Source organism: Thioalkalivibrio sp. (assembly GCF_007692535.1).
Classification (GTDB): Bacteria; Pseudomonadota; Gammaproteobacteria; order Ectothiorhodospirales; family Ectothiorhodospiraceae; genus Thioalkalivibrio.
This window is the reverse complement of sequence record NZ_REBW01000092.1, coordinates 1-16,013: the sequence shown is the minus strand read 5'-3', so window position 1 is coordinate 16,013 and position 16,013 is coordinate 1. Positions and strand designations below refer to the sequence as shown.

Annotated in this window: 13 protein-coding genes and 1 tRNA gene; 7 read left to right on the top strand and 7 right to left on the bottom strand. The window is 64.8% G+C overall.

All coding sequences use genetic code 11. The features are described 5' to 3' along the window. Positions 1–378: 378 nt before the first annotated feature. Positions 379–454, bottom strand: a tRNA-Asn gene (locus EA346_RS03925). Between the two features lie 39 nt (positions 455–493). Next, entirely contained in the window at positions 494–1,681 is a 1,188-nt protein-coding gene (locus EA346_RS03920; protein ID WP_296755920.1) for a pyridoxal phosphate-dependent aminotransferase, read from the bottom strand. Positions 1,682–1,740: 59 nt separating this feature from the next. Between EA346_RS03920 and uvrB the strand changes: the two genes are divergently transcribed. The 7 genes from uvrB to EA346_RS03885 all read left to right on the top strand — a co-directional run bounded on the left by uvrB (position 1,741) and on the right by EA346_RS03885 (position 10,488). After that, positions 1,741–3,810 (top strand): excinuclease ABC subunit UvrB, encoded by a 2,070-nt coding sequence (uvrB, locus tag EA346_RS03915; RefSeq protein ID WP_296755918.1) that lies wholly within the window; start codon positions 1,741–1,743, stop codon positions 3,808–3,810. Between the two features lie 68 nt (positions 3,811–3,878). Beyond that, positions 3,879–4,325 carry a pyridoxamine 5'-phosphate oxidase gene (locus EA346_RS03910; RefSeq protein WP_296755915.1) on the top strand — a complete coding sequence of 149 codons (447 nt, stop codon included), beginning with the start codon at positions 3,879–3,881 and terminating at the stop codon, positions 4,323–4,325. A 74-nt stretch (positions 4,326–4,399) separates the two neighbouring features. Beyond that, a complete protein-coding gene (gene nagZ, locus EA346_RS03905) occupies positions 4,400–5,437 on the top strand; it encodes a beta-N-acetylhexosaminidase (protein ID WP_296755913.1) in 1,038 nt (345 codons plus the stop codon). 346 nt (positions 5,438–5,783) lie between these two features. Continuing rightward, positions 5,784–8,273, top strand: a complete 2,490-nt coding sequence (locus tag EA346_RS03900) for a heavy metal translocating P-type ATPase (protein ID WP_296755911.1) — start codon at positions 5,784–5,786, stop codon at positions 8,271–8,273. Positions 8,274–8,604: 331 nt separating this feature from the next. Continuing rightward, the gene (locus EA346_RS03895) at positions 8,605–8,973 is read left to right on the top strand and encodes a DsrE family protein (RefSeq protein WP_296748702.1); all 369 of its coding nucleotides are present in this window, start codon (positions 8,605–8,607) and stop codon (positions 8,971–8,973) included. Between the two features lie 53 nt (positions 8,974–9,026). Further along, positions 9,027–9,578 (top strand): hypoxanthine-guanine phosphoribosyltransferase, encoded by a 552-nt coding sequence (locus EA346_RS03890; protein ID WP_296755910.1) that lies wholly within the window; start codon positions 9,027–9,029, stop codon positions 9,576–9,578. A 151-nt stretch (positions 9,579–9,729) separates the two neighbouring features. After that, positions 9,730–10,488 carry an S-methyl-5'-thioinosine phosphorylase gene (locus EA346_RS03885; protein WP_296755907.1) on the top strand — a complete coding sequence of 253 codons (759 nt, stop codon included), beginning with the start codon at positions 9,730–9,732 and terminating at the stop codon, positions 10,486–10,488. Positions 10,489–10,842: 354 nt separating this feature from the next. On the opposite strand, the gene EA346_RS03880 is transcribed toward EA346_RS03885, so the two are convergent. The 5 genes from EA346_RS03880 to EA346_RS03860 form a co-directional block, all read right to left on the bottom strand. Beyond that, positions 10,843–11,487 (bottom strand): DsbA family protein, encoded by a 645-nt coding sequence (locus EA346_RS03880; protein WP_296755904.1) that lies wholly within the window; start codon positions 11,485–11,487, stop codon positions 10,843–10,845. A gap of 264 nt (positions 11,488–11,751) precedes the next feature. Beyond that, complete coding sequence (locus EA346_RS03875; RefSeq protein ID WP_296755902.1) at positions 11,752–12,219, bottom strand: rhodanese-like domain-containing protein; 468 nt, start codon at positions 12,217–12,219, stop codon at positions 11,752–11,754. A gap of 52 nt (positions 12,220–12,271) precedes the next feature. Beyond that, complete coding sequence (locus tag EA346_RS03870) at positions 12,272–13,399, bottom strand: DsrS (protein WP_296755899.1); 1,128 nt, start codon at positions 13,397–13,399, stop codon at positions 12,272–12,274. A gap of 3 nt (positions 13,400–13,402) precedes the next feature. Continuing rightward, positions 13,403–14,662 carry a VWA-like domain-containing protein gene (locus EA346_RS03865; RefSeq protein WP_296755897.1) on the bottom strand — a complete coding sequence of 420 codons (1,260 nt, stop codon included), beginning with the start codon at positions 14,660–14,662 and terminating at the stop codon, positions 13,403–13,405. A gap of 19 nt (positions 14,663–14,681) precedes the next feature. Further along, positions 14,682–15,728: an AAA family ATPase gene (locus EA346_RS03860; protein WP_296755894.1), complete on the bottom strand. Its 1,047-nt coding sequence runs from the start codon at positions 15,726–15,728 to the stop codon at positions 14,682–14,684. Between the last annotated feature and the right edge of the window lie 285 nt (positions 15,729–16,013).

Here is a 16,013-nt window from a genome sequence, read left to right as displayed (position 1 = left end):
AGATCCGGCGGGCACTGCTGGCCGCGTACGTGGCTGGCGTGCGGGAGAGCAAGGAAGAAACCGGCGGCTGACCTCCGCCAACCCTCATGGGGCTGGTATCAGCTTAAGCGTCGATAGGCACCCACTGAAACCGTGCAGCCATGCGGGCCTGGCACCGGGTCTGCGGCAGCGGCTAGCTGATCGACTGGACCGACCGACGAGCCCCGGCCACCGTGCCGGAGTTTTCGTTGGGCGCTGCAGCTGGCTTGGGCGGTGAATCACGCCCCAAGGCCCGCCCTGAGCGGGGTTCCATTTCACCAGGGGCCATACACAGGCCATACACAGAGCATGAAAACGAAAAAGGCCACCCGGTGAGAGTGGCCTAAGTCTTTGTTTTTATGGCTCCCCGGGACGGACTCGAACCGCCGACCTAGTGATTAACAGTCACCCGCTCTACCGACTGAGCTACCGGGGAATAGGAAGCCGCGAATCGTAAAGAGGCCGGCTCCGGGAGTCAAGCGCCGCGGGCAAAGCGGCCGATGCGCTCGATGGCCTGGTCCAGCACGTCCATGCTGGTGGCAAAGGAGATGCGTGCGTGACCCTCGGCACCGAAGGCGCTGCCAGGGACCAGGGCAACACCGACTTCGTCCAGCAGGAGACGCGAGTACTCGAGGTCATTGGGAATGCCGCGTGCCTCCATCGCGCCGGTCACCCGCGGAAAGCAGTAGAAGGTCCCATCGGGCATCAGGCAATCCACACCCGGGATGGCGTTCAGTCCATCGACCACATGACGGGCCCGCTTCTCGAAGGCCGCACACATTTCCCGCACGCACTGCTGATCGCCGGTGAGCGCGACCACCGCGGCGGCCTGCGCGATCGACGTCGGGTTCGAGGTGCTCTGGGACTGCACGTTCTTCATCGCGCCGATCAGCCTTGCCGGGCCACCGGCATAACCGATGCGCCAGCCGGTCATCGCGTAGGCCTTGGAGACGCCGTTCAGCACCACGGTGCGCGGCGCGAGGTCGGGCGCCACGTTCAGGATGTTCACGAACTTCGCGCCGGCGAACAGGATATGCTCGTACATGTCGTCGGTGGCGATGATGATCTGCGGGTGCTCGCGCAGCACGTCGGCCAGTGCGCCCAGCTCCTCGGCGCTGTAGGCCGCACCGGTCGGGTTGGACGGGCTGTTCAGGAAGATCAGGCGGGACTGCGGAGTGATCGCGGCCCGCAATTGGTCGGCGTTGATCTTGAAGCCGCTCTCCTGGGTTGCGGAAATGACCACCGGGGTCGCGTCCGCGAGCAGGGCGATGTCCGGGTAGGAAACCCAGTAGGGCGCCGGGATCAGGACCTCGTCTCCCGCGTTCAGCAGCGCGAGGCAGAGGTTGAAGATGCTCTGCTTGCCTCCGGAGGAGACCAGGATCTCGTTCGGCTTGTAGCTCAGGCCGTTGTCCTGCTCGAACTTCTGGATGACCGCCTTCTTGAGGGCTGCGGTCCCATCGACCGCGGTGTACTTGGTATCACCGCGGGCAAGGGCATCGATGGCGCCCTGCTTGATATGCTCTGGGGTATCGAAGTCGGGCTCCCCGGCACCGAGGCCGACAATGTCCCGGCCCTCGGCCTTGAGCTGGTTGGCCAGTGCGCTGACGGCCAGGGTGGGGGAGGGCTTGATGCGCTGAACGCGTTCGGAGAGCTGGATGTCCAAGACGGGCCTCGGGCGAGCACGGGGAAATGGAGTGCGGCGGTCGCCGCTTCGAGGTTCAAATGATACTGAAATCCCACGAACAAGATAAGGCCGAAGCCGGCAAAAAGCTGGAAGTCGTTTCCAGTTACAAGCCTGCCGGCGACCAGCCGGAGGCGATTCGTGCGCTGGTCGAGGGACTGGAGGCCGGACTGGCACACCAGGTTCTGCTCGGCGTCACCGGTTCGGGCAAGACCTTCACCATCGCCAAGGTGATCGAGGAACTGCAGCGGCCGACGATCATCCTGGCTCCGAACAAGACCCTGGCCGCACAGCTCTACGGCGAAATGAGGGACTTCTTTCCGCACAACGCGGTGGAATACTTCGTCTCCTACTACGATTACTACCAGCCTGAGGCCTATGTGCCTTCCTCGGATACGTACATCGAGAAGGACGCCTCGATCAACGACCATATCGAGCAGATGCGGCTGTCCGCCACTCGTGCGCTGCTCGAGCGGCGGGACGCGATCATCGTCGCCAGCGTATCCGCGATCTATGGCCTGGGCGACCCGCGCAAGTATCTTTCCATGGTGCTGCACATCCAGCGCGGGGAACGGGTCGATCAACGCGAAATCCTGCGCCGCCTTGCGGAGCTGCAGTACACCCGGAACGATCTGGAACTGCGCCGCGCCACCTACCGCGTGCGTGGCGAGGTGATCGACATCCACCCCGCCGAATCGGAAAGCGAGGCGGTAAGGATCGAGCTTTTCGACGACGAGGTCGAGCGCCTGTCCTACTTCGATCCCTTGACGGGCGAGGTGCTGCGTACGGTGCCACGTCTGACCATCTACCCGAAGACGCACTACGTGACGCCGAGGGAAACCCTGGTCGAGGCGGTCGACTGGATCCGCGAGGAACTGAAGGAACGCCTGGACTTCCTGCGCACGGAGAACCGGCTGGTGGAGGCCCAGAGGCTGGAACAGCGTACGGTCTTCGACATGGAGATGATCCTGGAGATCGGCTACTGCTCCGGCATCGAGAACTACTCACGCTACCTCTCTGGTCGTGCCCCCGGGGAGCCGCCACCGACCTTCTTCGACTACCTGCCGAAGGATGCGTTACTGGTGATCGACGAATCGCACGTCTCGGTCCCGCAGGTCGGCGGGATGTTCCGGGGCGACCGGTCGCGCAAGGAGACATTGGTCGAATACGGCTTCCGCCTGCCCTCGGCGCTGGACAACCGGCCCTTGCGGTTCGAGGAGTTCGAGCATCTGCGTCCACAGACCATTTATGTGTCGGCCACGCCGGGTCCGTACGAGCTGGAGCATGCAGGGGCGGTGGTGGAGCAGGTGGTCCGGCCCACTGGCCTGCTCGATCCCCTGCTGGAAGTTCGCCCGGCCAGCACGCAGGTCGATGACTGCCTTTCGGAGATCGCGCTCCGCGTCGGGAGGAACGAGCGCGTGCTGATCACCACCCTGACCAAGCGCATGTCCGAGGACCTGACCGAATACCTGTCCGAGCACGGCGTTCGCGTACGGTATCTGCACTCGGACATCGACACGGTCGAACGCATGGAGATCATCCGTGACCTGCGCCTGGGCGAATTCGACGTCCTGGTGGGCATCAACCTGCTGCGCGAGGGACTGGACATGCCCGAAGTGTCTCTGGTGGCCATCTTCGATGCCGACAAGGAGGGGTTCCTGCGCTCGGAACGCTCCTTGATCCAGACCATCGGGCGTGCCGCCCGCAACGTCAACGGCATGGCCATCCTCTATGCCGACCGGATCACCGGCTCGATGGAACGGGCGATGGGAGAAACGGAGCGCCGCCGCGAAAAGCAGACGGCCCACAACCTCGCACACGGAATCACGCCTCTCGGCATCCAGAAGGCGGTGGCTGACATCCTCGAGGCGCGCCCGGGGGGCCGGCCCGGCGACAGGCGACGGGGCCGCAAGGTGGCCGACGGCGACGTGCCCGCCTACATCGATTCTCCGGAGGCGGCCGCGCGCCAGATCGAGCGGATGGAGAAGGAGATGTACGCGAAGGCGCGTGACCTGGAATTCGAGGCGGCCGCGGAGTTGCGTGACCGGATTCAGGAGTTGAAGGAGCGCGCCTTCCGACCGGAAGCGGCGATCCTGCGCACCGGCTCCTGAGCCTTGGACGCGTCGCATCCACTCTACGTATGAATCAAGACCACATCTATGGTGCTGCGGTGGATCTCGTGGCCACAGTCCCTGGGTTGGTGATCGGGAGCGGGGAGGGCGAAAGCCTGTCCCTGGGTCACCTGCCGTTCGCGGGTACTCTGGACGATGGCCTGCACGTGGTGTCCAGTCGACTGGCTGCGCATTATCGTGCGCTGAACACCGGGCAGCCGGTCACCTGTCTGCTGCTCGAGGACGCATCGGGTTGCCGGCAGATCTACGCGCGCAAGCGGCTGTTGCTGCGCTGCAGGCCGGAGCGACTGACCGACGCCGACGCGCGTGCGGCCACGTTCGCGATGCTGCGGGCACGCTTTGGCGGCATCCTCGACCTGCTCGAAGGGCTTCCCGACTTCCAGGCGTTTCGGCTGCAGGCGGTTTCCGGGGAACTGGTCCTTGGATTCGGCAAAGCCTACGCCCTGCGTGGACGCGCCCTGCGCACCGTGGAGCATCTAACCGGCAACGGCTGAAGACATCGCCAATGGCGCCCCGTGGCCGAAAACCCGTTAGACTGCCCATCTGAGCCACTACCCGGTTTGACGCCATGACCGACCTCCTGGGCCCGGCGATGCTGGGTGTCACGGGTCTTGAACTGACTCCGGAAGACCGTGAGCGACTGCTGCATCCTGCGACGGGAGGTGTCATCCTGTTCTCCCGCAATTACCAGGATCCCGAACAGCTTCGAGCATTGGTCCGCGAAATCCGGTCGCTACGCAGCCCCGAGTTGCTCCTCGCAGTGGATCACGAGGGAGGCCGGGTACAGCGTTTCCGCGAAGGGTTCAGCGAACTGCCCCCGATGCATTGGATTGGCGACGTGTTCAATTATGATCCCGCGCGAGGCCAGGAACTCGCCCGCGACGCCGGCTGGGTGCTGGGTCAGGAACTCCAGGCGGTCGGCATCGACTTCAGCTTCACCCCCGTGCTGGACCGTGACATCGGCATCAGCGAGGTGATCGGCGACCGCGCCTTTCACGAGCGCGCGGATGTGATCGCCCTGCTGGGAGGCTGCCTGCTCGACGGCCTCGAAGAGGCTGGAATGTCCGGCGTCGGAAAGCACTTCCCGGGCCATGGGTCCGTGGCCGCCGACTCGCACCTGGAAGTGCCCGTCGATCCCCGCCCGCTTGCCGAGATCGAGGCCGATGACATCGCCGCCTTCCTGCCGCTGTTGCCACGGCTTGGCGGGATCATGCCGGCGCACGTGATCTATCCGGAACTCGATGCCAATCCTGCCGGATTTTCCGGCATCTGGCTGCATGACCTGCTGCGGATGCGCTGGGGGTTCGACGGTGCGATCTTCAGCGATGACCTGGGGATGGCCGGGGCCGAAGTGGCGGGCTCGCCGGCGGAGCGAGCCCATGCCGCGCTGTACGCGGGCTGCGACATGGTGCTGATCTGCAATGACTTCCCCGGAGCGGACGAGATCCTGCAGACGCTCGAGGGCCGCGCTCCAAACCCCGAAACGGCTCGCCGTCTCGACGCCATGCGCGCTCGCCCAACGTCGGAAGATGAATTGCGCATGGAAGCCGCCCTCGCACGCCTGCACGCCCTGGTCGACCACCACGGCTCCACCCCGATGATGTAAGGGGTCACGGCCCTGTGCCACCCCTGACGATGAAAAGCCGCAAACCGTAGGTCGGGTTAGCCCAAAGGGCGTAACCCGACGGGTGTCGCTTCGGAGTGCGCCACCCCGAATGATGGAAACGGAAGCCTATGGAGTGCGGCGGCTTGCCGCCGCTGTGCGGAGCCATACCCGACGCCGAATAGCGGGAGCAAGCTCCCGCACTCCATAAGTCGTCCCCGGGACCCCGGCACGTCGGGTTACGCTACGCCAACCCGACCTACAGCACCGGACCGTGACCCACACTCCAATCCTGGCTGCACTCTGTGCTTTCGGTGGGCGTTCGACATTTCCCGTCTAGACTCGTGTCATGAATACGAAGGTGTTGACTGAGGCAGGACGGGACTCGAGTCGGGATAGGTTCGAGCTGGCCGTGGGCGGCATGAGCTGCGCCTCCTGCGTATCCCGTGTCGAGGACGCAATCCGCGCGGTGCAAGGCGTGCGCGGTGCGGACGTGAACCTGGCCACCGGCCGCGCGACGGTGGAGCTGGGGGATGCCGCGCCACGGGACGTGGTCGAGGCCGTGTCCGCGGCCGGATACGAACCCGCAAGCGACGAGGTCACCTTCACGGTACGGGGCATGAGCTGCGCCTCCTGCGTCGGACGGGTCGAGGAGGCGCTGCGTGAGTTGCCGGCGGTGGTCGAGGCCAACGTCAACCTCGCCTCGGAAAGCGCGCGCGTGCAGTATCTGCCGGACCTCGCCGGCCCACCCGACCTGCTGGCCGCGGTGGAGGCGGCGGGTTACGTGGCGGAGAGCCGCGAAGCGGGGCCGGATCGATCGGACCGTGAGCGTGCTGCGCGGGCGGCGGAACACCGTTCCCTGAAACGGAGCATGACGCTGGCCGCGGCGCTGACCCTGCCGATCTTCGTCATCGACATGGGCGGACACCTGATCCCCGCGCTGCACCACGCGGTGCACGACACCCTGGGTACGCAGAACGTCTACCTGCTTTTCTTCCTGCTCGCGTCGGTCGTTCAGTTCGGGCCCGGCCTGCGTTTCTACCAGAAGGGCTGGCCGGCGCTGGTCCAGGGTGCACCGGACATGAATTCGCTGGTCATGCTCGGGACCTCGGCGGCGTATGGGTACTCGGTGGTCGCGACCTTCGTGCCCTGGGTGTTGCCCGAGGGCACGGTGCACGTCTATTTCGAGGCCTCGGCGGTCATCATTACCCTGATCCTCGTTGGCCGGTTCCTGGAGGCGCGCGCACGGGGTGAGACCTCGGAGGCCATCCGCAAGCTCATGGGTCTGCGCCCGCGCACCGCGCGCGTGATGCGCGCCGGCGAAGTGCTGGAGATCGACGCAGATCAGCTTCGTCCCGGCGACCATGTGCTGGTGCGTCCGGGTGAGCGGTTACCGGTGGATGGCGAGGTTCTGGAGGGCTCGTCCTGGGTCGACGAGTCCATGATCACGGGCGAGCCCGTCCCCGTTCTGAAGGAGACGGGATCGAAGGTCGTCGGTGGCACGGTGAACGGGCAGGGCAGTCTGACCTTTGCCGCGACGCGTGTCGGCAACGACACCGTACTGGCCCAGATCATCCGCATGGTGGAGGCGGCGCAGGGCTCCAAGCTGCCCATCCAGGCCCTCGTCGACCGGGTGACGCGGTACTTCGTGCCCGTGGTGATCGGTATCGCAATTCTCACCTTTCTCGTCTGGGTCATCTTCGGTCCGGCCCCGGCACTGACCCTGGCACTGGTCAACGCGGTGGCGGTATTGATCATCGCCTGCCCCTGCGCGATGGGTCTGGCCACGCCCACGTCGATCATGGTGGGTACCGGCAAAGGGGCCGAAATGGGGGTGTTGTTTCGCGGCGGCGATGCCCTGCAGGCCCTGCGCGGGATCGAAGTGGTCGCCTTGGACAAGACCGGGACCCTGACCGAGGGACGTCCCGAATTGACCGGCATCAAGACCGTTGCGGGCTTCGACGAGGCAGAGGTACTGGCCCTCGCAGCCAGCGTGGAAACGCACTCCGAGCACCCGATCGCGCAGGCGATCGTGCGCGGTGCCAAGGCGCGCGAACTCGCGGTGGACAAGGCCAGGGATTTCGCAGCGGAGCCGGGGCAGGGCGCGCGTGGCAACGTGGGCGAGCGCACCGTCCTTGTAGGTTCTCGGCATTTTCTGTCCCAATCTGGCGTAGATACCGACAGTTTCGGCGCAGATGCGGACCATTTTGCCGACCGCGGAGCTACCCCGCTGTATGTCGCGATCGACGGCCGGCTGGGCGCCTTGCTGGCGGTGGCCGACCCGCTGAAGGCCAGCGCGGGCCCCCTGGTCGAGTGGCTGCATGGCCAGGGGCTGCAGGTCGTGATGATCAGCGGGGACAATCGCAGGACCGCGGAGTCCATCGGGCGCGAACTCGGTATCGACCAGGTCATCGCGGAAGTCTTGCCCGACGGGAAGGTCGAGGCCGTCCGTCAATTGCAACAGGGCAACCGCAAGGTGGCGTTCGTCGGTGACGGGATCAACGATGCGCCGGCCCTGGCGCAGGCCGAGGTGGGAATCGCGATCGGGTCCGGCACCGACGTGGCGATGGAGTCGGCCGAGGTGGTGTTGATGTCCGACAACCTCGCCGGCATCAGCCAGGCCATTGCGCTCTCGAGGGCCACGTTGCGCAATATCAAGCAGAACCTGTTCTGGGCTTTCGTGTACAACGTGACGCTGCTGCCCGTTGCGGCCGGCGTTCTCTATCCCTTTTTCGGCATCCTGCTCTCGCCCATGTTCGCGGCGCTGGCGATGGCCTTCTCCAGTGTGAGCGTGGTGACCAATGCCCTGCGACTCAAGCGATTCCAGGTCCCTGCCTGACGGAGCCCGAAACCTCTTTCCCCCGGAACGTGACCTTCATCAATAACCCGGCGTGCGGAAGCGGGCACAGTAGGCGCCCATCGTGGCAGCAGGCGAATTCCGTGGCGATCATGCGCCGGCCAAGTCCCATCCACCCAGCGGCTGGCCTCCAGGAGCGCCGGGGCCCGCGTCGGCCGAGGTTGTTCCCGCACACGAATTGCGGCCAATTCTGCGTTACAGCATTAGAATGAGCTAAAATGCCTTGATCGGGGCGGGAATCCCGAGGGAAGGCATGCGGTTTCCCCGGATCCGACCCGTTCCCACCGACATCTTTCACCCCAGGAGAATCCTTATGGCCGACAAACTGCTCATCGTGATGGTCAACACCGACCCCCACAATCCCTCTGAACTGGGCGCTCCCTTCTTTCAGGCAACGGTCGCCGCGGCGATGGAATATGACGTCGAGGTCGTCCTGACGGGCCGTGCGGGCGAACTGGCCAAGAAGGGTGTTGCTGAAAACCTGTTCGTGCAGGAAGGCAGCTCCAAGTCCGTGTACGAATTCATCAAGGATGCCCACGAGGCAGGCGTCGCATTCAAGGTCTGCACCCCGACGCTGGAACTCTGGGGCGACGATCTGATCCCCGAGATCGAAGAGACCGTGGGCGGTGCCTACGTGATCTCCGAGGCGATGGACGACGACACCGTCACCTTCACCTACTAAGGCCTGGTCTGCCCTGGCCGGAAATGCGCCGGGGCTTGCCTTGATGCTGATGCATGTCACCTGAAGAGGCACGCCACGTTCTGATCGAGGCCGATTGCCTCTATGGCCGCGAGACCGTGGAGGCAGCCATCGACCGGCTTGCCGCCAGAACGACGGAGCTGCTGGCCGACAGCAACCCCCTGGTTCTGGGGGTAATGAACGGCGGCGTCGTGCTGCTCGGCGGACTCCTGACCCGCTGGTCCTTCCCGATGCACCTGGATTACCTCCACGCAACCCGCTACCGCGGGGCCACGACCGGCGGTGACCACCTGCACTGGCTCGCGCATCCGCGCACGCCGATGCAGGACCGCACCGTCGTGGTGGTCGACGACATTCTCGACGGGGGCATCACCCTCGCCGCGATCTGCGATTATTGCCGGGAGAAGGGCGCCCGGAACGTCGTCAGCATCGTCCTCGTCGACAAGGCCAACCCGGACCGGGACCCCGCGATCACCGTCGACTTTGCCGCCCTCGAGGCACCGAACCGGTACTTGTTCGGGTACGGCATGGATTACCATGACTACCTGCGCAATGCGCCGGGCGTCTTTGCGGTACGCGGAAGCTGAGCGCCCCGGAAAGTCGACCGACCGTCATCCGCGGTAAGCGTTTTCGTCCTGGTCGGCGAGGGCTTGCCGGCGAAACGCCAGGGCGCCAGCCCATGCGCAGGGATGTACGTACAAAGACCCGCGCGTTCTCGGCAACCAGGAAGGGAAATACATGAGCGATGGACGTCTGGCAATCATCGGTGGGACGGGGCTTACCAGGCTCAAGGATCTCGAGATCACCCACCGCCAGGTGATGCACACGCCGTACGGGGAGCCGTCCGGTCCCTTGACCTTCGGCCAGTATCATGGGCACGAGGTGATCTTCCTGCCCAGACACGGGGCGCAGCACACCATCCCGCCGCACCAGGTCAATTACCGCGCGAACATCTGGGCCCTGAGGGACGCGGGGGTCGAGACGGTACTCGCGATCGCCGCCGTCGGCGGCATCACCGAACAAATGGCTCCGGGCGTCATTGCGGTTCCGGACCAGATCATCGATTACACCTGGTCGCGCTTCCATACCTTCTTCGAGGGCGACGACATGGGCGGCGTGACCCACGTCGACATGACCTTTCCCTACCACGAAGACCTTCGCCAGGCACTGATCCAAGCCTCGCGGGAACTGGAGCTGGGCGCGGTCGAGCAGGGCACCTATGCCGCCACCCAGGGCCCGCGCCTGGAAACGGCTGCCGAGATCGACCGGCTGGAGCGCGATGGCTGCGACCTGGTGGGGATGACCGGGATGCCGGAGACGGCGCTGGCAAGGGAACTCGATCTGCGTTACGCCTGCTGCGCCGTCGTCGCGAACTGGGCGGCCGGCCGTTCCGATGGGATCATCACCATGGAAGAGATCGGCCGAAACCTCGAGACGGGCATGGCCCGCGTGAAGCAACTCCTGCCGATGGTGATCGAGCGCTGCAGGGTATCGTGATTCACAACCCTCGTTAACGAAAAAAGACCGGGCGCAGTTCCGTAGGTCGTTTTAACGTGAAAGTCACGGCCACGTTCAGTAGGTCGGGTTAGCGTAGCGTAACCCGACGTGCCGGGGTGTGGGAGACGATGCTGCTTTGCGGCCATGGGAGGGTGCGAGAGCTGTCGGGTTACGCCCGTTGGGCTAACCCGACCTACAGTTCTACAGTTCAGGGGCCATGGTAGTTAGTACTCTGTCTTATTTAACATAATATACATTATGCGCAATCATAGATGCACCGCTGCAGATGCCCCCGCCGGTCGGTGCGGACCCAAGAGCGACTCAGCCCAATCAGCGATTCACAGCTTCAGCGATTCACGGCTTCTTGGCCAAGGCCGTGTCGATCGCCCGCAGCATGGGTTCGGCGTCGGTATAGTCCACCGGTATCGGCCGGACTCCGTTTCGGTCTCGATACACCAGCCCTGGAAAACTCTCGACGTCCATCTCGCGGGCCTGGCGGATCTCTTCCTCCAGTTCCCGGTTCACGTCCTCGGAACGCAGGGCCTCGCGGAACGCTGCCACGTCCAGGCCCAGTTCATCGGCGAGTTCGATCAGCGTCTGCTCGTCCGAGGGATTGCGCGCCTGGGTGTAATAGGCGCGCTGGATCGCGGTATTCATCGGCGCCTCGAAGGCCGGGCCCTGCCGCCGTGCCGCGATCACGGCCCGACAGGCGGCGTACGTCGCGCGCCGGGGCTCGCACTTCGTCCAGAAATCGAAGTTCAACTCCGTCCCCGGAACGTGCTGCAGAATCCTGTGCCAGGAACCCTGCACCATCTCGCGCAGATCCTCGGGCATCGGTTCGTCGGTATCGGGCGCCAGCCCGCCCAGCAGTCGCCGGAACTCCACCGCTTCGGGCAGCCTGTGGCGCAGTTCCTTAAGAACCGGGGCCATTGCCCAGCACCAGCTGCACATCGGATCATGAATGTAATAAAGGACCGGCTTCTGGTTCTGTTCGCTCATCGGGTGCGGGTCCATTCGTGTTTCGGCATTATGCGAGACCTATTATTCAATAATATAACGTTTATACTGCGTGTTATTTCGATGAAATTCCTGATGTTCACGAAAGCTCCGCAGGCCGTCCTGTCGTGCACAACGCACCCTCCGCATCCGCCTTCCCCCGTAGGAAGCGAGCCTCTCGCCGACATGACACCGGAACCCCATCGGCCAGGGGCTGGCCTCCTACATCCGCGCCCTGCCTGGAAAGCGTGATGGGTACCGAGGCGCTCATACAGCCGGCTTGCGTTGCTCGGGACGCAGCTTCGGCGTGAAGTACTCGTCGGCCTCATCGAGGTCGACGGGAGCACCGTCGCGCCCGACCAGAGGCTGCTCGTAGTCCTTCCAGCCGCGCAGCCCCGTTTTCAGGCTGTATACGTGACCGTAGCCCATCTGCTGCATGTTGAGCCCGGACAGCAGGCTGCGATATCCCGAACGGCAGACCAGCACCACCTCGCGCTCCCGTGCCTGCACCAGTTCTGGCTCGGTCTCCTCGTAATCCCATTCACACGCCGATTCCAGGATACCGCGGGGCACGTTCAACGATCCCTCGATATGCATGGCTTCGAATTCGTAGGGTTCCCGCACGTCGACGATCAGCAGATCCGGGTTCGCCGCCCTCTTCTCCTCGAGATCCCAGGGCATCAGTTCCGGAACGGTGGCGCAGCAGTCGCTGACGAGGTCGATAAACTTCTTCATGGCGATTCTTCCAGGCTCCATTGGCGGGATGCCGAAGGCAGCAAACCGGCGGTCAGGGCTGCAGGCGGTCCAGGTGCGGAAACAGTCCCCCGGTCACGGGTTCGAGTGCGCTGCGCAGTGCCGACCCGACCGCATCGGTATTGCCGAAGATGGGCGCCAACAGCGGTTCCCCGACGCAGCCGAACACCAGCAGGCTTTCCAGCAGGGGCCGGTCCTCGGGCGGCAGGGCCTCCAGCAATTCCCGGAACTGCCGCTGCTGCTCCGGATCCCGAATACACTGATGCAGCCGAGCCGCATCCGCAAGAATCAGTTCCATGCGGCGGTGCCCGGAGGCGTGCGGCCGCACTGGCTCGAAATAAGTCTCCAGAGCCTCGAACAGGTGTACCACGACCCCCTGCTCCGCACATTTCACGAACGACTGCCGCACCGTGTCGAGAAAGGCCTGTCCGGGCGCATCGAGGACCCGACGCAGTTCACGGGCAAAGAGATTCCGGTCGGCCGCTGCCTGGCTGAGCAGGGGTTGCAACGGGGCCAGTCGGGGGTGCGGGGGCTTCGGGTCTGGAAGTTGGTCCGGCTCCGCCTTCAGAAAACCGATCCGGTAGGCAGTCCGTCGCTGTCCCTTGGCCCAGAGATCCTGGCGGACGGCGTCGTCGATCAGTCCCGGCTGCAGCACCAGGTACACCGATTCCACCATGCGCGAATGATCGGCCTCGTAGGCCAGGAACTCGACCAGGAATTCAGCGAGCACTCGGCCCATGCGTCCGTGGATCACGGCCTCGCGGCGCAGCATTGCCCGGGCGTGATCGGATGACTGCAGGATCCACCATGCGCGGCTTGCGAGTTCATCGGTGAGGCCGCTGGCATGCACCACCGCCGCCAGTGCCTCGGGCTCGCCCAGCTTTAGCAGCCCGGCCAGACTCTCGGTGCGCGCGTGGCCCATCCGGGTCCAACGCTTGAGATAAGCGGGGTAGCCGTGGGGTACGCCCAGCACCTGGCTGGAGATCACTTCGCGCACCTTGCGCAGATAGGCCTCGTCGGAGCAGTTCGGGTTCAGAACGACCCTGGCCTCGCCGCGCGCCGTCAACGCATGCACCAGCATCTTGCCTTCGTCAATGCGCAGGGCATGCAGGTCCTGTTTCAGGAGCACGTTCAGACGCAGACTGTCCTCGGGCGTCAGCATCGGTCAGTTCAGCTGTACACGCTGCCCCCAGGGGACCGGCGCCTTGCCCTTGACCAGCCAGATCACGGGATAGTGCGGAACGACCTTGGGAAAACGCCCCTCGGCATCGGTGAAATAGACCAGCAGATCCGGCTCCCGATCGAGCGTCGTCACCCAGTCGAAGACCGGCGTGAAATTCGTACCGCCGCCGCCATGAAACGCGGCCGGCATCACCAGCGGCTCCCAGGCCTCGAAGGTCCAGGGACCATCGGGGCTCAGACAGTCGTCGCAGGCGTGCAGAACGACGCGCGCGCGGATCTGGCCCTTGATCGCATCGATTTCCGAGACGAAGAAGCCCATTTCCTGGGCCGAAATCGAGCCGCTGGTGTCCAACACCACCACCACGTCCAACTGATGACTGCGCAGGCTGGGAAGGATCGCAGGTTCGCCGCGTCGCGAGGAAGGTCGTGTGTAACTGTAGTCGTCGCGGGCCTGTGCGGTCATGTAGTGGGCCAGCAGCATCCGCCAGGGGAGCTTCGGCTCCAGCAGAAAATCCACCAGCCGTGCCATGTCGCCGCTGAGTTTTCCGGCCTGCATCGCCTGCTGGGCGGCACCGGCCAGGCGCTGCTTCCACTGTATCTCCAGAGTCTCGCGTTCCTGGGCGCTCAGCGGCGGGGGCTCATGGGCGCCCTCCCGGCTCTCATCGACGCCGTCCTGGGGGTTCTCGTCGGCGTCGGTCTCCGTCTGCGGCGACGTGCCCGTGCCCTCGTTCTCGTCCTGTTCCTGATCGGGCGGAGGCGGCTGGTCGCCCTCCCCCCCTTCCTGTTCCTGTGGCTTGTCGAACAAGTTTTCTTCATGGGTCGAATCATTATCGTTGTCGACCAGGAAGGGATAGATCTCCTCGGCGGTCATGCCCTCGTATTCGTGACTGTAGAGGGCGCCGGGTGGGGCGGTCAGCCCGTCGTGAATCAGGATCGGGTTGATCGCGAAGTCACACGCGAGGTCCCAAAGATGCTTGACCCGGTGCCCACGCCGCGCGAAATGGGACAATGCACAGTGGAGCGCTTCCTGCGCGAGCACGAACTGGGTTTCGGCAAGCGACAGGTGTTGGATGTACTCGGTGTTGTAGTAGAGCTTGCGCGCGTCGGTGGAGGTGGTCCTGCACCAGTCCGGCCGGGCGGCAACCAGCGGCAGACGCAGCACCAGCGCACCGAGGAAGGGCTTGTCGATGATCAGCCGCGTACGGGCCGCCGCCAGCTTGGTCTCGACATCGAGCTTGAGCACGTCTGCTGATCCAGCCGGCTCAGGCGTCGTACAGCATCAGGTCGGCCACCTGCTCGGACCAGTCGGCAAACTGGGGCACCGAGAACAGTTCATCGCCCAGCGCACGGTGCATGTCAGTCACCATCATGATGCCCATCTCGCGCTGCGGAAAGATGCCGGCGTAGTCCAGGATGTGCCCGTGCACCTCCCCTGCCCCGTCCTGCCCCTTCGCCCGGATGGCCCGGCCGACCAATGCGGCGGCCACGGCGTACTGCAGGTCGATCTCGCTGGGCGCGGGAACGCGCTCGCCGCGCAGGATCGCATCGAGATCCGGCAATTGGTCCAGATGCTCGATGAAGGCGTTCAGCTCAATACCGGCGGCCTGGCCAACGCAGGCCTGCAACGTGCCGCTAAGGAGTTCCGGGTGACCCAGGAACTTCTGCAGCGCGCGGTGCGCGAACTCCCAGGAACGCGGCGACGGAAACGCCACGGGATTGTGCGCCGGATCGAAATCGAAGAGCAGATCAGGGCGGAAGCGGATGAAGGCGATGATGCGGTCGTCGATACCGGCCCGATAGGCCCAGGCGGCCCAGTCGTCCACGTTGAGATCGACCTCGAAGTGGGAGAACCGGTTCGCAAGGGGCGCGGGCATGGTGTAGGTGACGCCGCGATCACCCTGGCGGTTGCCTGCCGCAAAGATGGCCCAGCCGGGAGGGACCTCATAGGCTCCCAGCCGCCGATCGAGAATCAGCTGATAGGCAGCCGCGGAGACGCTCGGCGGGGCCGAAGTGATCTCGTCCAGGAACAGCACCCCGGCGGGGCCCTGCCGCTCGGCGTTCGGCAGCATCGCCGGGATCGCCCACTCCACCAGATCGCCGTGCTTGAACGGGATGCCGCGCAGATCCGACGGCTCCATCTGCGAGAGACGGATGTCGATCAGCGGGACACCATTGCGCCCGGCGACCTCGGCAATCATCTGGGACTTGCCCACGCCGGGCGGCCCCCACAGCATCACGGGGGTGTGATGTCCCTCCCGCGTACTGGCGAACTCGCGGTCGAGCACTTGCAGCAAATGCGCTGGTCGCATCGCTCCTCCAATGGTTCTTGTCGAAAATACATGGACGGGAACCCGGCCGGGGTCCCTCGTGCGCATGACCACGCGGCGTCTGCTCACCCAGGTGCACCGTGCACCCGCGGTGCCTCGGTCCCCGAGGCCAAGCTTCAACCCAGATCCAGCCGGTGGAGACTACGTTCTTCGGCGCCTCATTTCCACTCTGCCCCCGATCACAGCGGTCTTCGCTCCGCGAGACTCTCGGTTGCCCCGGACCAGCAGCCCGGGTTTCACCCGCAGCGTCAGGGGAATGGCCGAGCC

What these genes read in the sequence shown, in the direction of transcription:
- uvrB (WP_296755918.1), top strand. Translation starts at nt 1,741, where the DNA reads ATGATACTGAAATCCCACGAACAAGATAAGGCCGAAGCCGGCAAAAAG.
- nagZ (WP_296755913.1), top strand. Translation starts at nt 4,400, where the DNA reads ATGACCGACCTCCTGGGCCCGGCGATGCTGGGTGTCACGGGTCTTGAA.
- EA346_RS03900 (WP_296755911.1), top strand. Translation starts at nt 5,784, where the DNA reads ATGAATACGAAGGTGTTGACTGAGGCAGGACGGGACTCGAGTCGGGAT.
- EA346_RS03895 (WP_296748702.1), top strand. Translation starts at nt 8,605, where the DNA reads ATGGCCGACAAACTGCTCATCGTGATGGTCAACACCGACCCCCACAAT.
- EA346_RS03890 (WP_296755910.1), top strand. Translation starts at nt 9,027, where the DNA reads ATGTCACCTGAAGAGGCACGCCACGTTCTGATCGAGGCCGATTGCCTC.
- EA346_RS03885 (WP_296755907.1), top strand. Translation starts at nt 9,730, where the DNA reads ATGAGCGATGGACGTCTGGCAATCATCGGTGGGACGGGGCTTACCAGG.
- EA346_RS03880 (WP_296755904.1), bottom strand. Translation starts at nt 11,487, where the DNA reads ATGAGCGAACAGAACCAGAAGCCGGTCCTTTATTACATTCATGATCCG.
- EA346_RS03875 (WP_296755902.1), bottom strand. Translation starts at nt 12,219, where the DNA reads ATGAAGAAGTTTATCGACCTCGTCAGCGACTGCTGCGCCACCGTTCCG.
- EA346_RS03870 (WP_296755899.1), bottom strand. Translation starts at nt 13,399, where the DNA reads ATGCTGACGCCCGAGGACAGTCTGCGTCTGAACGTGCTCCTGAAACAG.
- EA346_RS03860 (WP_296755894.1), bottom strand. Translation starts at nt 15,728, where the DNA reads ATGCGACCAGCGCATTTGCTGCAAGTGCTCGACCGCGAGTTCGCCAGT.